Origin of the sequence: Novosphingobium sp. SL115, assembly GCF_026672515.1 — a bacterium.
Classification (GTDB): Bacteria; Pseudomonadota; Alphaproteobacteria; order Sphingomonadales; family Sphingomonadaceae; genus Novosphingobium.
In genome coordinates this window covers 465,173-484,991 of sequence record NZ_JAPPRG010000003.1, presented here as the reverse complement: position 1 = coordinate 484,991, position 19,819 = coordinate 465,173, and the positions used below count along the sequence as shown (strand labels likewise).

16 protein-coding genes are annotated in these 19,819 nt (G+C 61.2%); 11 read left to right on the top strand and 5 right to left on the bottom strand.

Features of this window, described 5'->3' with window-relative positions; all coding sequences use genetic code 11:
* Positions 1-138 precede the first annotated feature (138 nt).
* The 5 genes from otsB (at position 139) to OVA07_RS18410 (ending at position 5,931) form a co-directional block, all read left to right on the top strand.
* Positions 139-981: a trehalose-phosphatase gene (otsB, locus tag OVA07_RS18430; protein ID WP_268173148.1), complete on the top strand. Its 843-nt coding sequence runs from the start codon at positions 139-141 to the stop codon at positions 979-981.
* Positions 978-2,774, top strand: coding sequence for a glycoside hydrolase family 15 protein (locus OVA07_RS18425; RefSeq protein WP_268173147.1), 1,797 nt, complete (start codon positions 978-980; stop codon positions 2,772-2,774). The genes otsB and OVA07_RS18425 overlap by 4 nt, the downstream gene beginning before the upstream one ends.
* Positions 2,771-4,180, top strand: coding sequence for an alpha,alpha-trehalose-phosphate synthase (UDP-forming) (locus OVA07_RS18420; protein ID WP_268173146.1), 1,410 nt, complete (start codon positions 2,771-2,773; stop codon positions 4,178-4,180). The genes OVA07_RS18425 and OVA07_RS18420 overlap by 4 nt, the downstream gene beginning before the upstream one ends.
* 113 nt (positions 4,181-4,293) lie before the next feature.
* The gene (locus OVA07_RS18415) at positions 4,294-5,277 is read left to right on the top strand and encodes an acyl-CoA dehydrogenase family protein (RefSeq protein ID WP_268173145.1); all 984 of its coding nucleotides are present in this window, start codon (positions 4,294-4,296) and stop codon (positions 5,275-5,277) included.
* Positions 5,278-5,622: 345 nt separating this feature from the next.
* Positions 5,623-5,931 carry a UrcA family protein gene (locus OVA07_RS18410; protein ID WP_268173144.1) on the top strand — a complete coding sequence of 103 codons (309 nt, stop codon included), beginning with the start codon at positions 5,623-5,625 and terminating at the stop codon, positions 5,929-5,931.
* Between the two features lie 133 nt (positions 5,932-6,064).
* Here OVA07_RS18410 and OVA07_RS18405 read toward each other — a convergent pair whose 3' ends face one another.
* From OVA07_RS18405 to OVA07_RS18390, 4 genes are all read right to left on the bottom strand, one after another.
* Positions 6,065-7,654 (bottom strand): flavin monoamine oxidase family protein, encoded by a 1,590-nt coding sequence (locus OVA07_RS18405; RefSeq protein WP_268173143.1) that lies wholly within the window; start codon positions 7,652-7,654, stop codon positions 6,065-6,067.
* A gap of 28 nt (positions 7,655-7,682) precedes the next feature.
* A complete protein-coding gene (locus OVA07_RS18400) occupies positions 7,683-8,123 on the bottom strand; it encodes a c-type cytochrome (protein WP_268173142.1) in 441 nt (146 codons plus the stop codon).
* Positions 8,124-8,126: 3 nt separating this feature from the next.
* On the bottom strand, positions 8,127-8,633 hold the full coding sequence (locus OVA07_RS18395) for a Rid family hydrolase (protein WP_268173141.1): 507 nt from the start codon (positions 8,631-8,633) through the stop codon (positions 8,127-8,129).
* Between the two features lie 83 nt (positions 8,634-8,716).
* Complete coding sequence (locus OVA07_RS18390) at positions 8,717-11,218, bottom strand: TonB-dependent receptor (protein WP_268173140.1); 2,502 nt, start codon at positions 11,216-11,218, stop codon at positions 8,717-8,719.
* 350 nt (positions 11,219-11,568) lie between these two features.
* Between OVA07_RS18390 and OVA07_RS18385 the strand changes: the two genes are divergently transcribed.
* Positions 11,569-12,117: a Rid family hydrolase gene (locus tag OVA07_RS18385; RefSeq protein ID WP_268173139.1), complete on the top strand. Its 549-nt coding sequence runs from the start codon at positions 11,569-11,571 to the stop codon at positions 12,115-12,117.
* Positions 12,118-12,185: 68 nt separating this feature from the next.
* Here the strand turns inward: OVA07_RS18385 and OVA07_RS18380 are convergent, their stop codons facing one another.
* The gene (locus OVA07_RS18380; protein WP_268173138.1) at positions 12,186-13,097 is read right to left on the bottom strand and encodes a LysR family transcriptional regulator; all 912 of its coding nucleotides are present in this window, start codon (positions 13,095-13,097) and stop codon (positions 12,186-12,188) included.
* A gap of 128 nt (positions 13,098-13,225) precedes the next feature.
* On the opposite strand from OVA07_RS18380, the gene OVA07_RS18375 reads away from it, so the two are divergent.
* The 5 genes from OVA07_RS18375 to OVA07_RS18355 are packed head-to-tail and all read left to right on the top strand — an operon-like array spanning position 13,226 to position 19,819.
* Positions 13,226-15,700, top strand: coding sequence for a TonB-dependent receptor (locus OVA07_RS18375; protein ID WP_268173137.1), 2,475 nt, complete (start codon positions 13,226-13,228; stop codon positions 15,698-15,700).
* A gap of 35 nt (positions 15,701-15,735) precedes the next feature.
* Positions 15,736-16,668 (top strand): VOC family protein, encoded by a 933-nt coding sequence (locus OVA07_RS18370; protein WP_268173136.1) that lies wholly within the window; start codon positions 15,736-15,738, stop codon positions 16,666-16,668.
* Positions 16,669-16,697: 29 nt separating this feature from the next.
* Complete coding sequence (locus OVA07_RS18365) at positions 16,698-17,735, top strand: fumarylacetoacetate hydrolase family protein (RefSeq protein WP_268173135.1); 1,038 nt, start codon at positions 16,698-16,700, stop codon at positions 17,733-17,735.
* Positions 17,736-17,744: 9 nt separating this feature from the next.
* Positions 17,745-18,800 (top strand): amidohydrolase family protein, encoded by a 1,056-nt coding sequence (locus OVA07_RS18360; protein WP_268173134.1) that lies wholly within the window; start codon positions 17,745-17,747, stop codon positions 18,798-18,800.
* The gene (locus OVA07_RS18355) at positions 18,797-19,819 is read left to right on the top strand and encodes an MBL fold metallo-hydrolase (protein WP_268173133.1); all 1,023 of its coding nucleotides are present in this window, start codon (positions 18,797-18,799) and stop codon (positions 19,817-19,819) included. The genes OVA07_RS18360 and OVA07_RS18355 overlap by 4 nt, the downstream gene beginning before the upstream one ends.

Here is a 19,819-nt window from a genome sequence, read left to right as displayed (position 1 = left end):
CTAGCACGCGAGGCGCAGGCGGGCGAGCCTGATCGTTTTCAGACCCATACAAGCCAGCATATTGCTGAATTTTTCTTTTTTCATCAATATCATGGAAAAGGATGGGAACCCGAACCGGCCCCATGAGTCATTCCAAGGATGGCCAAATTTGCAAACATTTCCGCAGGCGCGGGTAATCCGCCGCCAGTCCCCTTGCTGCCGCCCGCCAGCCTCGTCGCTAACCGCGCGGGCGCCAATGATGATGGGCCTAACCGGGGTAGTCGGCCTTGCGGGGTCGACGGGCTAAGTCTGTTTCTGGATTTCGATGGCACGCTGGTCAATCTGGCAGCACGGCCCGATGCAGTTGATGTGGCCCCCACGTTGCCAGTGCTGCTTTACCGACTGGCAGACCGGCTGGATGGCCGCATTGCGCTGATTTCCGGGCGCGGCGCCAGCCATATTGCCAGCTTCATCGGACATTTGCCGATCACCATTGCGGGCAGCCACGGTGCCGAAATCCGCTATGCCGACGGTCGCACCCTGTCACCTCCGCGCCCGTCCACGCTGGCCATTGTGCTGGGCGCATTTCACGATCTTGCCCGCACCACCCCCGGTGTGCTGGTGGAAGACAAACCCCACGGCGTCGCCCTGCATTATCGCGGTGCGCCTGATGCAGCGGCCTTGTGCCACGCTGTCGCCACGGGTCTGTCGGCGCGACTGGGGCTGCATTTGCAAACCGGCAAGATGATGGTCGAACTGCGCGGTCCCGGTGCGGACAAAGGCATGGCCCTGAACCATCTGATGCAAGACCCGGCAATGCAGGGCACCACCCCGCTGTTCATGGGCGATGACGATACTGATGAACCTGCCTTTGTCGCGGCCAACCAACTGGGCGGCGCGGGCGTTCTGGTCGGCCCTGGCCGTCACACCACCGCCGCGCAATATGCGCTTTCGGGGGTTGCTGCGGTTCACGCATGGCTGGAAAGTCTGGTGGAGTTATGAGCGGGATCGAACATGTCGGCCTTGATCTGTGGGCTATCGGCAATTGCCAGGTCAGCGCGCTGATTGATCGCAAGGGTCGCATGGTGTGGGGCTGCGTGCCGCGCGTTGATGGCGATCCGCTGTTTTCGGCTTTGCTGGGCGGGAATGAGCCCGAAAGCGGCTTCTGGTCGATCGAACTGGAAGACGCGGTTGAAGTGACCCAGCGTTACCGCCGCAACACCCCGGTTCTGGTCACCATCCAGCGTGATAGGGCGGGCAATGCCATTGAAATCACCGATTTCAGCCCATGGTTCAGGCGCGACGGCCGGCGCTATCGCCCAGTGGCCTTTGCCCGCATGGTGCGTCCCATTTCAGGCTCGCCGCGCATCCGTGTCCGCCTGCGCCCCACGCGCGGCTGGGGTCAGCCCGCCACGGGCCGTGTCGGCGGCACCAGCCATGTGCGCTATCCGACCGATGCCATGGTCATGCGGCTGACCACCGATGCCCCGGTGGGGTATGTGACCGAAGAACGCTTTTTCCGCATCGAACGCCCGCTGCACTTCTTCCTTGGCCCGGACGAGAGTTTTTCGGGCGAAATCAGCCAGACTGTCCAGTCCATGCTGGACCGCACGCTGAGCGAATGGCGCGAATGGGTGCGCGGCCTTGCCATCCCGCTGGAATGGCAGGACGCGGTGATCCGATCGGCCATCACCCTGCGCCTGTGCCAGCATGAAGAAAGCGGCGCGATTGTTGCCGCGCTTACGACGTCCATCCCCGAACATGCCAATTCAGGCCGAAACTGGGATTATCGCTACTGCTGGATTCGGGACGCCTATTACACGGTGCAGGCACTGAACCGGCTGGGCGCGCTGGACGTGCTGGAAGGCTACCTTGGCTATCTGCGCAACATCGTCGATGCCGCGCGCGGCGGGCATATCCAGCCGCTTTACGGCGTGCTGGGCGAAGCCGCCCTGCCCGAAGGCGAAGCGCAACATCTGCCGGGCTATCGCGGCATGGGTCCGGTCCGCGTCGGCAATCTGGCGTGGGAACAGATTCAGCACGACGCCTATGGCCAGATCGTGTTGTCCAACGTGCAGGCTTTTTTTGACGAACGCCTGCTGCGCAAGGCCGGAATCGAAGATTTCAAGGCGCTGGAAAAGGTGGGCGAGCGCGCGTTCGAACACCATGACAAGGCCGATGCGGGCCTGTGGGAACTGCGCACGCGCCAGTCGGTACACACCTATTCCGCTGCCATGTGCTGGGCCGCGTGCGACCGACTGGCCAATGCCGCGCAGGCGCTGGGCCTGGGTGACCGGGCCGAACTGTGGGCGGACAGGGCAGACCACGTTCGCGCCAATATTGAAACGTCGGCATGGCGCGACGATACACAGCGGCTTTCGGCCACATTCAGTGGCGACGATCTCGACGCCAGCGTGATCCAGCTTCTCGACCTGCGCTTTCTCACGCCCGACGATCCGCGCTTCCGCTCAACCCTTACCGCGGTTGAGGAAGGCTTGCGGCGCGGATCGCACATGCTGCGCTATGCCACGCAAGACGATTTCGGCCTGCCGCAAACCGCGTTCAACGTCTGCACCTTCTGGCTGATCGAAGCGTTGCACTACACCGGCCGCACTGACGAGGCCCGCGCGCTGTTTGAGGAAATGCTGTCGCGCCGCACCGCCGCCGGACTGCTGTCCGAAGACATCGATCCCCAGACCGGGGAATTGTGGGGCAATTACCCCCAGACCTATTCACTGGTCGGCATCGTCAACTGCGCCGTCCTTCTAAGCAAACCGTGGAGCGCCATTCGATGAGCAGGCTGATCGTCATTTCCAACCGCGTCAGCGCGGGCGGCGGATCGGCGGGCGGTCTTGCCGTCGCCCTGACCGCTGCCCTGCGCAAGAACGGCGGCATCTGGTTCGGCTGGTCGGGCGAACAGACCGACGAATTTACCGGACATATCAACTTCCAGATCGAAGACGGCGTGCGCACCGCCACCATCGATCTGGAAGAACAGGACATCGACGAATATTATAACGGTTACGCCAACCGCACGCTTTGGCCGCTGTTCCACTATCGCATCGATCTGGCCGAATACGAACGCAGCTTTGCCGGTGGCTATGCCCGCGTAAACGAACGCTTTGCCGATACGGTGCTGCCGCTGGTGGAGCCGACGGACCTGATCTGGGTGCAGGATTATCACATGCTGCCGCTGGGCGAAAAGCTGCGCGCGCGGGGCGTCAGGAACCGCATCGGCTGCTTCCTGCACATTCCCTGGCCGCCGCGCCGTCTGCTGATGACCCTGCCCGAAGCGCGTGAACTGGTGGAATCGCTGTTCGCTTATGATGTGCTGGGTTTCCACACCGACGAATGGCTGGAATCGTTTGTCAGCTTTGTGCGCGATGAGCTGGGCGGCACCGTTGGCGATGATAACGTCGCCCACTGGAATGGCCGCGCGCTGCAACTGGTCGCGTGCCCGGTTGGCATTGATGCGCAAGAGTTTTCCATGCTGGCCGCCAGCGAAACGGCGCAGCAGACCTATACCCGCGTGCGCGAAAGCGCAGTGGGGCGCACCCTGATGGTGGGGGTGGACCGGCTGGACTATTCCAAGGGTCTGGAAGAACGCTTTCTGGGCTACGAACGCTTCCTGACCGAAACGCCCAAGGCGCGCAAGGAAGTGGTTCTGCTGCAAATCGCGCCGCCATCGCGTGGGGCGGTGGAAAGCTATCAGCGCATCCGTAACACATTGGAGGGATTGGCAGGCCGCATCAATGGCGAACATGCCTGGCTGGACTGGGTGCCAATCCGCTACGTTAACCATGGCTATCCGCGCGATGTTCTGGCAGGCGTCTATCGCGCCAGCAAGATCGGGCTGGTCACCCCCTTGCGTGACGGTATGAACCTTGTCGCCAAGGAATATGTGGCGGCGCAGGACCCCGAAGATCCCGGCGTGCTTATCCTGTCGCGCTTTGCCGGCGCAGCGGTGCAATTGACCGACGCTATTCTGGTAAACCCCCACAGCGCCGAGGAAATTTCCGACGCCATGCGGCAGGCGCTGGCGATGCCGCTGGATGAACGCAAACGCCGCTGGCAGCGAATGATGCGCAGCGTGCAGGACGAAGACGTGATGTGGTGGCTGGACCGCTTCACCGCCGCGCTGGAAGGCCGCGATGATGCGCCACAGCCGGAAGTGCCGCAGAACCTGGTGGTGTTGCGCTGATCTGACGCACCCTGTCATGTTTGGCGGGATTGCCCAAAAATGCGCGCTGGTGGATGGTGTCCTGAACGACACCTAAAAGCACCTGACCGCACATTGGGAGAGGAAAACCCGCCATGGCAGCGCTTGATCTGCCGCTGGACGACACGCGCGAAATGCTGCGCGAAGCGGTCCGGCGCCTGCTGACCGATACCACCGAACCGGACTGGTCGGACCTGTCCGACAAGCTGGGTCTGGCTGGGTTGACCGTACCCGAAAGCGCCGGCGGATTTGGTGGCGGGGTGATGGAGGTGGCGCTGGTCATGGCGGAACTTGGCAATGCCCCCCATTCCGGCCTGATCGCTGCCGACTGGCTGGCCCATACCGCCGCCTGCCACGCATTGTCCGCCGCAGCCCCCGCCCATCCGCTGCTGGATGCGCTGGCGCTGGGACAGGATCGCGCCGCGCTGGTGTTGCTACCCGCGCTTGGCCCCACCGGTTCCGCGCTGCTGGTGGCAGGCGCAGCCCACGCTGATGTGCTGGTGCTGACCGATGGCCATGACGTGGCGGTGTGCAGCCCGGATGCGCCGGGGGTTGAGCGGCGCGAGCGGGCTTTGCATGATGGCACCGTAGCGGCGGACCTGCACTTTTCCGGGCTTTGCGCACAGCCGGTGGGGAAGCTTTCGGGAACAGCGCCTGCCGACTTGCTGCGCGCCGCTGCCTGCGCCGAAGCGGTGGGGCTGATGGCGCGGATGCTGGCCGATACCGCGGAATGGCTGGGCGACCGCCGCCAGTTTGGCGCGCCCATCGGCAGCTTTCAGGCGCTGCGCCACCGGCTGGCCGACATGCAGATGGCAGCGATGCAGGCGCAAGCCTTGACGGAGCGGGCAGTGGTTGCGCTGGACAACGGCGATGACGATTCCGCACCCGCTTTGGCCGCGGCCTGCGTGATGGTGCGCGATGCCGCACGCGACGTGGGCGAAGGCGCCGTGCAATTGCACGGCGCGATGGGCCTGACCGAAGAATTGCGGCTGGGGGCGCGGTTCAAGCGGTTGCTGGCAATTGCAGCCGGGTTTGGTGGTGAAGCGGCGGTGCTGGAGCGGTTTATCGCGGTGGCTTGAAGCGGCTCGCGTTCATCACCCTATACGTTGATGCGGAGAGAGATTTCCGGAGAGGGATTCGGTGATTTGCGTATATTGACGTATTGTGCGGTTCTGGCCGTTTTTCACATTTTGCCGGTTTGATGCGGCTGCGCAGGTTGCCAGACTTGATATAATATCAATTATATCAGTTCTTTAGCCGAGATGTCCTGCACCTTTTACCGGCAACATTTCGCAATGCACTCATGCTTGCCCTGAACTGGCTCTCGCAGTATCTTGACGCTTGTCCGGTTTATTGGCGGTTCCGCTGATCGCCGGGAAAGAACAGGGGCGGCAAACCGCCCCATTCCTTCGCAGGAGATACCCATGAAGACTTTTGTCGCGGCCTTTTCGGCTGCATCGGCGCTGTTGCTGGCTGTTCCCGCCATGGCTGCCCCGCGCGAAAAGGTGGACCTTGCCATTTCGAGCGAAGGTTTTGACCTGACCGATCCGGCACAGGTTGCCCGGCTGCACAAGCAGATCGACCTTGCTGTGATCGAGGCGTGCAACCCGTCCGACCGGTTGAGCAAAGGTCCGCAGCCGGACCTTAAGTGCCGCGCCGAATTGCGCCGTGATGCGGCGGTAAAGGTTGCTGCCCTGACCAGCGCGCAGCGTCAGCGCATGGCCGGTCTTTGACGAATTAAGCCAACGCTGCGGTGTCTCGACTTGGCTCGACACGAACGGCGGTGGGACATGTTGATGGTTAAGTTGGGGAGGAAGCGGGGCCGCCGGTAAGAGCGGCCCCGCACATTTTTGCAGGCTGTCAGCCTTACGCTGCCATCGCTTTCTGGTGCAGGCGGGTGATGGCATCGAGCGAGGACAGCAGCGCGCCTTCCATCCAGCAGCCGTAGTAGGAGGCGTGTTCGCCCGCCATGACGATGCGGCCATCCATGGCGCACAGGTTCTGATAGTGAGCGGCGCGGCTTTCTTCGGTCCATGTCGCGCAGCAACCCAGAATCCATGGCGTGCGGCTCCACGCCAGCGACACGCCGGACGTGAACTCCTTGCGGTATTCTGCCGGGTGGAACACCGAGCCTTGGGCAAGGGCGGCTTCGATGCGCTTTTCGGGCGTCATCCCGGCAAGCTGATAGCCCCCTGCCCCGCTGGCGAAAGCACCCAGCAGCACGGCGGGGCGGTCCTTGAAGAAATCGTAGTTGGGGTAGGAGATGAGGCCGATGGCCTGATCGGTAAAGGAATGCCCGCCGTAGATCGAATAGTCTTCCTCCCAGAAGCGACGCTTCATTTCGAGGCCCATCTTGACCGAATTGCTATAGGGCAGCGCCTTCAAAGCGGCCTTCATCGGCGCGCCAACCTGAAGATCGATCTGGCTGAGGATGGTGGCGGGGATGGTGCAGACGCAATAATCGGCGGTTGAGGTGCCCTTCTGCCCGGTCTTGGCGTCTTCCCACGTTGCCGTCACGCCCTTTTCATCCTGCGCCAGCGCGGTGACGCGGGTGTTGAGCCGAACCAGCTTGCTGATCTGGCGGAAAAAGCCCTTGCCAATCATGTCCATGCCGCCCTTGGGCTGGAACATGGTGGTCTGCATGACATTGCCGAAATAGAAGCCCATCTGCGTCCAGACGTTGGAATCCAGCACATCGGACAACCCGTTGACGGTTGAGGCCACCGGCGCACCGTTCACCCCGCCGCCGGGATACTTGTTGAACCCGCGCTGGCCGGACACTTTCAGGTCGCTGGTATAGGCCATGTTCTTGTCCAGCACGCCCCATTCGCGCATGGCGACCAGCAGCTTTTCCTTGTCTTCCTTGGTCAGTTTGTCGTCCAGCGCGCCCGCGTTCAGCGCCTTGGCCATCAGTTCGGATACGTGGCCTTTGAAATCCACCGCCACTTCACGATAGCGCTGCGGCTTTCCGCCGAACGCCTTGGTTTTGTGGACGAAGGTGTTGTGGTTCATCTGGATGAACGGTTCCAGTTCCACCCCGAACGCCTTGCAGTAATGCAGCAGCGTGCGGTGATGGTGCGGAATGCGCCACGGGCCGGGATTGACATAGTTGCCGGGCGCAAACGTGCAGTTCTGGGTGGTGCCGTCGGCTTCCACAACCTTGTCGCCGCCACGAATGGAATAGTTGCGCCCGCCGGGCCGGTCCTGAAATTCCAGCACCTGCACCTTGTAACCCGCCTTGGTCAGTTCATAGGCGGCCAGCATACCGGCCAGCCCCGCGCCCAGCACCAGCACGCTGGCGCCCTTGCGCGCGCCGGAAAGCTGCGGCGGGCCGGTGAACGGCGTTTCGGCGGCGTGGCCCAGCGCGGTCATCGCCTGATACATGGCCATGCCGCCGCCGGTGGCACCGATCATGCGCAAAAGATCGCGGCGGGTTTGCGGAAGCACTTCGTTCATCGGAATTTCCTTATGTCTGACCGGGCGTTCACTGGCTGCAATTGCAATCGGGCACAGGGGGCGAAGCGTCCTTCACCCGTTCAAAATCCGCGACGGTCACGGGGTCTTTGTAGTCGTTGAAATGGCTGCGGACGTATGTGAGCGCGGCGGCCATCTGTTCATTGGTCAGCATGTCGGAAAACCACGGCATCCCGCCCCGCCCTTTGAGCAGGATGATGGTGCCATAGTCCTTGTCGGCCAGCCGGGGATTGCCCGCCAGCGCCGGGATCATCGCGCCCGGCGTGCCGCCGCCCTTGGCATCGGCCATGTGGCAGGCCTGACAGATCTGTTCGTAAACATCGCGGCCTTCATCAGCCACTTCGACCGCCGTAGGACCGCCGCCGGGGGCATCCTGCGCGCGCAAAGCCACTGTCGATGCCAGTGCCAGAGCGCCCGTGGCCAACGCGCCGATCCTTGTTGCCTTGCGCATGGTTCAGGGTGCCTTTGCGACGATAGCCTCAATCTCGACCAGCACATAAGGGCGGCCAAGGGCGGCAACCTGCACGGTGGAGCGGGTGGGGACGTTGGGCTGTTCCGCCGTGCCGAAGAAGGTCTTGAACACTTCGTTCATGGCAGGCGCGTCCATGCGCCCGCCGTTTTCGGGCGTGCCGACAAGGAACACGGTCATCTTGACCACATCGCCCATGCCAAGGCCCATGCCTTCCAACTGGGCCTTCATCTTGGTCAGGATCGACAGGGTTTGCTGTTTGGTATCGCCCAGTATTTCGGGCTTTGCCGGATCAACCGGGGATGCGACTGAGCCGGACAGGAAGTGCAGCGTGGAACCCGCAGGCACTGTAGCCGACGATGCGATGATGGCGTTGGGATTGCTTTTGATGCGGGTGACGGCAGGCTTTGCCTTGGCCGGGGCAGCCATGACAGGAGCGGCGACGGACAGGGCAAGAACGGTAGCGAGCGCAGGCAGGATGATCTTTTTCATTGGGTCTTTGCCTCGACTTTTTGCGGCGCGATTGGCCGAAGGGTTGAGGCGGGCCGCCAGGGGCAGGCCCGCCCCGGCAGTCATCAGAACTTGAAAGCCATGCGGGCGTAGTAGAACCCGCCGTTGGTGCCATAGGTGCCGTGGCCATAAGGTGCGTTGATGGTGGTGGTGCCGTTGACATAAGGCGACACGCCAGCGCCGACGGTGGTGGGGACCAGTTCGGGAATCTCAGGCTTTTTGTCGAACAGGTTGTTGGCGCCCATCGCAAAGGTCAGGCTATCGGTCAGGTCGTATGACAGTTCGATATCGGTCAGCGGAGTTGCCTTGACCACGCCTTCGTAAGGACCAAAGCCGCTGACCGCAGGGAACACCAGGATCGACGATTTGCCCTGATAGGACTGGCGCAGCGACGCGCTGAACCGGCCAGAGGTGAAGGTGGTATCGAGCAGCACCTTGTACTTGGGCTGCGCCGTTTCAAGGAAGCTTTCAGCCTGCGCGGTGAACAGCGAGGTGCCGATGGCGTTCTTGGTCACCTTGGTTTCGTTGTAGTTGCCGCTGAGCGTCAGATCCAGTTTGCCGAACGACAGTTCGACCGGGTAGCGGGCCTGAAAATCGATGCCCCAGGTGCGAGTGTCGATACCGTTGGTGAAGGTGGCAACGCCAATGGTGTTAACCGCCGAATCCAGCGTGACGCCGCGCGCCGCGATGGCCGCGTTGACCGCCGCAAATGCGGTCATGCCGTTGATGATGTTGGTCTGCGGGGTGCCGTTGACAATGCCGCGAATGGTCGAGGTGCCCGCAATGCGGTCCTTGATCTTGATCATGTAGGCATCAAGCGTCATCACCAGCTTGTCGACCGGGCGCAGCACGGTGCCGACCGAGAAGTTGGTGGACTTTTCCGGGCGAAGCGCCCCGAAGCCGAGCAGCGCGGCAGCGGTGGAGTTGGGCGGAAGCTGGACCGTGGCGCTGGTCGGGGCGACGTTGGTCGCCGAATAGTTCGATTCCGCAAGGGTCGGCGCGCGGAAGCCGGTGCTGGCCGTGCCGCGCAGCGCGAAAGCGGGGCTGAAATCGTAGCGCGCGGTGATCTTGCCGATCGCGGTATCGCCAAAGTCGCTGTAGTCTTCGTAACGGCCAGCAACGTCGACCGTCAGCGCATCGACCGGCTTGGCGATGAGGTTGAGGTAAACCGCCTTGGCATTGCGGTTGTATTTGCCCGCGTCGCTTGCGGCAAAGCCGGGGAACGACTGGCCACCTTCGAAATAGGTGGACAGGTTATCGCCCTGCCCGATTTCGTAGGTTTCACGGCGATATTCGCCACCAAACGCCACGGTCAGCGGTTCGGCCATGCCAGCGTCGAATTCCTTCTTCAGGTCCAGCGTGGTGACGAACTGGGTCAGCTTGAAGAAGCCGTCGTAGAACGAGGTCGGGCTTTGCCCGGTGTTGAGATAGAGTGAGCGGTTGACCGATTCCGTGGTGGAGATGTTGTTGGTATCGCTGCCGTATTCGGCGGACAGATCCCAGCTCCAGCCCGATACTTCACCGCGCAGGCCGCCCGTCAGCGACCATTCATCCTGCACCACTTCCTGCAGCGGCACGAAACCGGTGTAGCCGGTGTTCTGGAAGCACGAGGCAGGGTTGGAAGAGCTGGTGCAGACGCGGTTGGGCGGACGGTAGCCCTGCTTGGCCTTGCCATCGCGGCGAGCGATGTCGCCAAAGGCATAAGCTTCGACGCCACCGAAATCATAGCCTGCGTTGAAGAAGGCAATGGACAGTGCCGACTTGGCCTGACCACCGTTGATGTTGGAAGTATCGAGGCCGGCATAAACCGTCTGGAACGCGGCGGGGACCGATGTGTTGACCTTGCCGTTGATGTCCTGAACCGTGATCTGGCCATCGCCGAGATACGTGTAATCGTTGCGGCGGTGGAACAGCGTGAGGTTGAGGAAACCATTGTCGCCCAGCGCATAGCCAAGATTGCCGCTGACCGAGTAGGTATCACCTTCGCCGTCGTAATACTGCCCGGCCTGCGCGCGGATGGAGCCGCCGGTATCAGCCGATTTCAGCATGATGTTGATGACGCCCGCGATGGCATCAGACCCGTATTGCGCAGCGGCGCCTTCCTGAAGGATTTCGATGCGCTGCACAGCGTCCGGCGGGATCAGGTCAATGGATGGGGCGGCCGAACCCTGAAACGGACCAGCGATGACCTGAAGAATGGCCGAACCATGGCGGCGCTTGCCATTGACCAGAACCAGCGTGTGGTTGGGGCTGAGGCCGCGCAGGCGGGCGCTGAGCGAGAAGTTGGACATGTCGGTGCCCTGCGTCTGCGCCGTGAAGGATGGCACAAGCTGGGTCAGCGCCTGGTTGAGGTTGGGCTGCGCCACACGCGACAGGGCATTGGCCGACAGCAGCGTGACCGGCGCGGCAGAGTCGGCAGCGGCACCACCAGCGGCGCGGCTGCCGGTGACGACGATTTCGTCTGCGGCAAGGGGCTGATCGTCCGCAGGCGCTTCCTGTGCATGGGCGGCGGTAATGGCAGTGGTTGTAAGCAGGACCGCGCTGATGGCCCGTGAAATGGTCGACATGGTAACCCCCTGAATTGTTTGTCGACCTCTCCCTGATGTCCGCCGGGTGCATGTGTTTCGCGATGTTTCGAAACCGACCCGGTCCGTCTTTTTTGGGATGCTGGCACCCCGTTGCGGAGGCCTGCATCTGAACCTCAAGCCACTCCTGATCGCCATTCGGATACATACGCCATTCAGCGTAGCGCCTGCCCGCAAACGCTAAATCATGTTATAAGTTATTGATTATAAATGATTCACCCTTTTTACATTGGTGTAACAAGGGAGTCGCCGAGCTGGTGGACGGGCCGTAAGGTTGGCACACTGCGCAACTGTTGCCACATGCGGCCACCCGTCTGTGAAAAGGAGCTTCAATGCCGTTCGAAAGGTCTTTTGCCCCGCGTATTTCCGCTCTTGCCACTGGCCGTCTTCTGGCCGGATTCGCGGGCGCTGCTCTGGCTGCCACGCTGGCCGTTCCCGCATCTGCACAAGTGACGAAAATCCAGTCCAACCCGAACGCGCTGATCCTTGATGCGGTGGACGTGAAGGCCGGGACCGACACCATCTATCTGTCCGGGCAACTTGCCGCTCCGCTGGACCCGGCAAAGCCGATGGGGCCGAGCCTGACGGCAGACGATTTCGGCGATACCAAAACGCAGACAATCAGCGTGCTGAACAAGATCAAGACGATCCTTGAAGCGCGCGGTTATGCCATGGGCGATATCATCAAACTGACGCTGTTCGTGGCGGCGGACCCGAAGCTTGGCAAAATGGACTTTGCCGGGGCCAACGACGGTTTCAAGACATTCTTCAAGACCGCCGAGAATCCTTCGACCGTGGCGCGTTCGACGTTTCAGGTGGCCGCACTGGTGGCACCGCAATACCTGATCGAGATCGAGGCGATCGCCGCCAAAAAGAAGTAAGCACCGCGATAGCCGCATTCCGCCGGGGTCAAGGCCAATCAGGCCTGTGATCCCGGCGCAAGCTGGCCCTATACAGGCTGAAGCTGTTTTACGGTGTCGAGCATCAGATCCATAAGCCAGCGCAGGCCAGGATCATTGCCGCGCAATTTGTGCCACTGCATGCGTTCTTCAACAGCCGGGCCTGGAATTGGCAGGGGATGCACCTTGATCGGATGGCTGGCCGAAAACATCCGGGCATGCCGCCGGTGCATGGTGGCAATGCGGTTGGTGCCGACAACCGCTGCTGGCAATGCCGCAAAACTTTGCACATGCAGGCTGATGTGGCGATCAATGCCGTGGGCATCGAAGTAACGCTCGGTCAGCGCGGGCATCCGCTCCTGCCCGAACACGGCGACCGCGTGACGCGCGCCCAGAAACTGTTGCGCGGTGATGCCTTGCGCAAATTCGCCCTGATCCCAGCAGATCACTTCATCTTCGTCTGAGAAAAGCAGTTCGCTGGGATGATCCTGCAAAATGTATTCGGAAACGGTAATCATCAGATCAATGTCACCGTCGATAAATTCGCGCATCCGTTGCGGCCCCGGTGGGCTGACATCGAAACAGGCATAGGGTGACATTTGTTCGGCCTTGGCAAGCGCCTTGGACACGAGGACATCGAACGCATAGTCCGATGCGACAATGCGAAAACGGCGCCGTGACTGGGCCGGGTCATAACGATCCGACGCCGTTATCCGGAAACGTACGACATTGAGCATTTCCTTGATTGCCGGAGCCAGATTTTCGCCCTTGGCGGTTGGCATCATCCGGCGACCGATCTGCACCAGCAATTCATCGTCAAAATAGTCGCGCAGGCGGGACAGTGCCGCGCTGACCGAAGGTTGTGTCAGGTTCAGCCGTCGTGCCGCCTCGGTCACGCTGCGCGTTTCCAGCAGGGCATCAAGCGCCACGAGCAGGTTGAGATCGAGACGATCAAAGCGCATTTACACAACCCATAGATGATTTCTATTTCTTGTATTCTATCAATTGATTTTTCTGAATCAAGCAGACCTGCCAACTGACCTCCATCAACAGTCTTCGGAAAACAGAAGGCGGCGAAGGGGAGATGGCTATGAACAAGGCAATACTGGCTGCAGGCGCTGCGTGGGCGGTGCTCGGTTTTGCGCAGGCACAGGCGCAGGAGGCAGACACCGGCAGCACTGCAAGCCGCAACGGCATTGAAGAAATCATCGTCACCGCCCAACGCAAGGAACAGAACCTGCAGGACGTTGGCGTGGCGATTGACGCGATCAGCGCGGCCGGACTTGCCAGCCAGGGCGTGGCCAATGCAACCGACCTTAGCCGCGCGGTGCCAGCAATTTCGATCAACAATGCTGGCGGGCAGGTTACGTCGATTTTCCTGCGGGGCGTCGGCAATATCACCAACAATGCCTATTTCGATGCGGCGATATCGCCCAACTATGATGGCGTAGTGCTGGGCCGTCCATCAGGCGCGTTCGGATCTGCGTTCTACGATCTGGCCCGTGTTGAAGTGCTTAAAGGTCCGCAAGGCATTCTGTATGGGCGCAATGCCACTGGCGGCGCCGTAAACATCATTCCCAACCACCCGCAAATCGGCCGGCTGGGCGGCGGTGTCACCGCATCATATGGCAACTATGACGCGATTTCCGCCGAAGGTTTCCTGAACGCACCGGTATCTGAAAACAGTGCCATCCGCCTTTCAGCAGTGCTGCAGAAGCGCGACGGATACAACCGCGACGGGTCGAACGATCAGGACCGCTGGGGTCTTCGCGCGCAGTATCTTATTGAACCGTCGAGCGATTTCAGCGTGCGCGTGGCCGGTGACTACACCAAAATTCAGGGCGTGGGTGCCGGTGATTCCTACCTTGGCAACATCCGCAACAATGTGCTGATTCCGGCAGACTTCGATGAAAGCGAAGGGCTGAACACACCTGCGGCCAACGCCTATCGCCGGACATTGCTGGGCGCGCCCGGATTTGGCTTTCTTGCCGACATGAACGAACAGCAGTCGATCAACTATGATTACTGGGGCGTTCATGCCGAAGCGAAACTCAAGACCGGCATCGGCGAATTCACGCTGATTCCAGCTTATCGCAAGACCAAAGGGTCATCGGCATTTTACGGCCCCGGCTTCAACACCGCCCAGTTCAACGAGGAATATGACCAGTTCAGCACCGAACTGCGCCTTGCGGGTGGAGCGGGCATGTTCGATTACGTTCTGGGTGCATTTTATTTTGACGAAAAGATCACCGGCAACAATAACTTCAATCAGGAGTTCGTGCTGCCGATTCAGGACTACCGCACCGGCACCAAGAGCTGGGCGGCGTTTGGCCAGCTTACCGCCAACCTGACTGAACGGTTCCGTCTGATCGGCGGCCTGCGTTACACCGACGACAGCAAATCGATGGATGGCACGCAGACCACGTTTGTCGCGCTGTGTGGCGGATCGCCGCCCGACGCGCCGCCGCGTTCGTTCGCGATCGGATGTGCCGGCACACGCGCCAATGGCACCCCCAACATGCCGCACTTCCCCAATTTCCTGAACGGACCGGATACGCATGGCTGGCTGGTTTCTCAGGGTTATATCCCCGGCAATATCCCCTATGCCGCCGGAACGCAGGTTTACCCGGTGATTTCGTACAACCCGGTCACGGGCAACCCTGCGGACCGCAGCATCATTCTGAAAACCGAGCAAAGAGTTGACCAGAAGCGCAATTTCAGTCGCCTGACATGGCGGGCAGCAGCCGAATTCGAGGCTGCCCCCGAAAACCTGCTCTATGCCTCGGTCGAGACGGGATATCGCGCTGGCGGCCTGCAGATCGGCGGGGGCCGCGCGACGTATGAACCGGAATTCATCACCGCGTATACTATCGGGTCCAAAAACCGGTTTCTGGATAACCGCCTGCAGCTTAATTTCGAAGGATTCTACTGGAAATACAAAGACCAGCAGATCACCTATTTCAGCTATAGCGAAATTTCCGGGACGGTTGCGAACACCAACGAGAATGTCGGTCGATCCACGATCAAGGGCTTCGACATCGACCTTGTGGCCAAGCCGTTTGCATCGACCATACTGTCTGCCAAGGTCCAATATCTCGACACCAGATATCAGGGCCTGAAGCTTCAGACGCTGGCCCCACGCGACAACTTTGCCTGCCCGCGTTCGACCACCAGCATCATGACGCCAACCGGGCCAGTCATCGAATTTGAATGTTCCGGCAGGCCATTGCTGCAATCGCCCAAGTGGACGGTGAACCTGGGTGCAGAACAGATCGTGCCGCTTACCGATGGACTGGAACTGCTGGGCGCAGTCAACACCAGTTGGCGCGACAAGTTCTGGACCAACTTCAACTATCTCGATTTCATGCTGACCCCGGCCTACTGGAGCAGCAATGCCAGCCTGACCTTGCGCGACAGCGACGGCAAATGGTCAGCCACGGCCTTTGTCACCAACATCGAAGGCGACCGCCGCCTGTTTCAGGCATCGGCATCTCCCATCGGATTTGCCACCGGCAGCTTCACCCCGCCGCGCACGTATGGCCTGCGCCTGTCGGCAGAGTTCTGACACTTGTCCGCGATCAACTCCGGAGACACTGACCCATGCGCCTGAAAGGCCTTCACCACGTCGAGTTTCAGGTCGAAAATCTCGACACGATGGAACAATTCTGCACCGATTTCGGGCTGATTACGGCCGAGCGGAGCGCCGAGCGGCTGCTCATGCGGACAGGCGGCGAGGACCAATGCGCCTATGTTGCGGTCAGGGCGAGCAACAATCGTTTCGTTGGACTGGCTTTCGAAGTGGACGATGCTGCATCGCTTGAAGAAGCGGTGACGCACCATGGCGCGACGCCGGTGCGCGATCTGTTGCTGCCCGGCGGGGGGCGCTGTGTCACGCTGACAGACCCGGACGGTAATCAGGTGATGCTGGTGCATGGGTCTGACCGCCATCCCGCGCGCGAAGCCTATCCGGAACTGCTCATCAATACCCCGCTGCGCAAGGTGCGGCTGGGGCGCAACCAGCATCCGCGCGACCGGGGACCGGCCCGGCTGTGGCGGCTTGGTCACCTGGCGCTGTTTGTGCGCAGTTTTGCCGCATCATCGGCATGGTATGAAAAGACGCTGGGCCTTGTCGGCAGCGATATCTACCACATCCCCGGCCAGCCGCAGGCAAAGATCGTGGGGTTCTTCCGGCTCGATCGCGGCGATGAATATGTCGACCATCACACATTGGCATTCATGCAGGACGAGCGGGGCGGCTGCCACCACATATCGTTCGAAACGCAGGATTACGAAGCCCAGCAGCGCACCCACCGCTATCTTGGGTCAAAAGCCTATGACCCGATCTGGGGCGTTGGCCGCCATCCCCATGGCAGCCATGTATTCGACGTGTGGCGCGCGCCTGATGGCGCACGGTTCGAGACGTTTTCGGACACCGACCTGTTCCGCACACAGGATGGCACCAACCTCCACGACATCTCGACAGTCGTGATGGACGAATGGTCGGACGATGAGCCGACCCGCTATTTCGCCTGATTTCAAATATTTCCCAAGGAGGCCCGACCATGACAGAATTTCATCCCGCCACCGGTCTTGCCGCCGGATCTTTCGGGATCGGCACTTATGCGGTGCCAGGTGCCAGCGCGTTTCCCGGCCTTGTACTGCCGGACGGCACGGTGATCGACCTTGGTTCACGCTGGTACGATACCCACGCCATTTTCAATGACTGGGAACGGGCCTTCGATGCGCTGGTCGACATTGCGGCGCGGCGTGAAGGGCCGCAGCACGATTTTGCGACGCTGCACGCCCTGCCCTGCCTTGCCCATCCCAACATGCTGTTTGCCGGGTCGAATTATCGCCAGCACGTTGCCGAGATGATGACGCACAACAAGTTCAACCAGCAAAACCGCAAACCGGGCGAAAGCGACGAGGATTTCTTCCAGCGCAACCTTGCCGAAGTCGACCGGCGCGCCCGCGAAGGCATGCCGTTCTTCTGGACGGGCCTGCATTCATCGCTGGCCGGTGCGAACGACGATGTGCCCCTGCCGCTGGTGGGCGAACACCCGGACTGGGAAATGGAACTGGGCGTGATCGTCGGCAAGACCGGCCGCTATGTCAGACCTGAAGAGGCCAACGACCTGATTGCAGGGTACGTGGCGATCAACGACATCGGCACCGTGGACGAATTTCGCCGGACCGACGTGCGGTTCATGTTCGACTGGGTGAGCAAGCATCAACCCAATTTCAAGACGCTCGGGCCGTTCATCGTGCCCAAGCAGTTTGTGAAGTTCGACGATATTCGTATCCAGCTGAAAGTCAGCGGTCAGACTATGCAGGACTGGCCCGTGACCGACATGATCTTCACGCCGGAGCAAATCCTGTCCTATGCTTCGGAACGTATCCGCCTGACGCCGGGCGATCTTCTGTCCACCGGTTCACCACCGGGAAATGGCGCGTTCCATGGCAACCGCTGGCTGCGCCCCGGCGACGTGATGGAGGGCGAGCTGACCTATCTTGGGCGGCAGCGCAACAATATCGTGGCCGAGGATAGCAATGGCCGCACCTGGACCTGGGGCCCGTTTCCCGTAAACGAAACGGCCTGAGTGCGGGAAATGACGGCAACACACCGACACGCCGGGCATCAGCCAACGCTGGTCAGACAGCAGGGGCGGCATCTGGTGGTGGACATTCATGCCCACATGAACGTTGCCGCCGCCGAGGCGCGCATTCGCGCCGAAATGCCCCAATTGCCGCGCGGATTGCCATTTTCCTGCCCGGCGTCCGATGCGGTGAATGCGCGCATGTTTGCCGAAATCGGTGCGCAACTGAACGGGGTAACCCGGCGGATTGAAGACATGGACCGGTTGGGCATTGATGTGCAGGCCATCAGCCCCAACCCCGGCCAGTATTACTATTTCGCAGCGCCCGAACTGGGCCGCGAACTGGCGATGACGATCAACGATGCCATTGCCCAAGCGGCTGCTTCCGCGCCCGTCAGGCTGGTCGGTATCGGCACAGTGCCACTGCAGGACACGCAGATGGCCGTATCCGAAATGCGTCGGGCAGTGAACGATTGCGGTCTGCGCGGCATCGAGATTGGCACCAATGTCGGCGGGCGCGATCTGGCCGACCCTGCACTGCGTCCATTCTTTGCCGCCGCCGAAGAGCTGGGCGTTTTGCTGTTCCTGCATCCGCTGGGCTTCACCCAGGCCGAACGAATGTCGGATCATTATCTGAACAATCTGATCGGCAATCCGCTGGAATCCACCCTTGCCCTGAGCCATCTGATATTTGGCGGGGTGCTGGACAGTCATCCCGGCCTGAAGATCTGCGTGGCCCACGGCGGCGGTTATCTGCCCGCATACCACGGACGCATGGACCATGCGTTCCGCGCACGCGCAGATTGCCGCCAGCACATAGCCCGTGAACCGTCGAGCTATCTGCAACAGGTGTGGTTTGATTCACTGGTGTTTGACCGCAGCCAGCTGGATTATCTTGTGGCAAGATATGGCGCCGACCATGTCTGCATGGGCAGCGACTATCCTTTTGACATGGCAGAGCCGGACCCTGTGGGGTTTCTGAGCCAGTTGCCGGAAGCCGCCCGTGCGCAAGTGCTTGGCCTCAATGCGGCCCGCCTGCTCAATCTTATGGTGGGAGTGGAAGTATGACGAAGCGGCCCGGCATTTGCCGACCATTCCTGGCTGCTGCCGCAATGATTGGTGCCGCAGGGATACCAGCCGTTGCTGCAGCACAAACACCGTTGCAGCGCGCCGCAACCGGCCAACCGGCAGCGCATGCAAACCAGTTCGTGACGCTGGGCACGCTGGGCGGCCCGGTTTCCAGTGCCGCCCGGTCGCAACCGGCCAACGCGCTGCTGGTGGGGACGGATGTCTATGTGATCGACGCGGGCGACGGCACGGTGCAACAGCTTGCCAAGATCGGCGTTCGCGTTGGCCAGATCAGGGCCGTGTTCATTTCGCATTTGCATTTCGATCATACCGGCGGCCTTGGCGCGCTGCTGGGCCTGCGGTTGCAGACGCGGGTTCCGGGCAGACTGGCGATTTATGGCCCTGCGGGAATCAAGGGTTTGGTGGCAGGGCTGGTCGGTTCGATGAAGCCCGTCAGCATCGCAGGCTACGGCATTCCCGGCCAAGGTTTTGACGATCCGGCCAGCACTGTCGAGGTGATCGAACTGGCTGATGGTCAATCGCTGCCGGTAGGCCCGATGACCGTCAGAGCGCGCCAGAACACGCATTACGACTTTGCCAAGGGCAGCGATATGGATGCGCGGTTCCAATCGGTTTCCTTGCGCTTCGACCTGCCGGACCGGTGCATTGTCTATACCGGAGACACCGGCCCCAGCAGCGCGGTCGAGGAACTGGCCACAGGCGCGGATCTGCTGGTGTCCGAAATGATCGATCTTGATGCCACGGTGGCAGCGATCCGTCGCAGTTCACCCGACGCCGGGGCACCGCAGATTCTGAACGCCATCGAACACTTGCGCAAACATCACCTTACCCCGGCAGATGTCGGCAAGCTGGCGCGCGTGGCGGCGGTAAAGTCTGTCGTGGTGACGCATCTTGCCGGGGATGATCCTTCGAGCGCCGATATTTTGCGGTATCTCAAGGATATCAGCGCCGCCTATTCCGGCCCTGTGGTTGTGGCCAGCGATCTCGACACGTTCTGA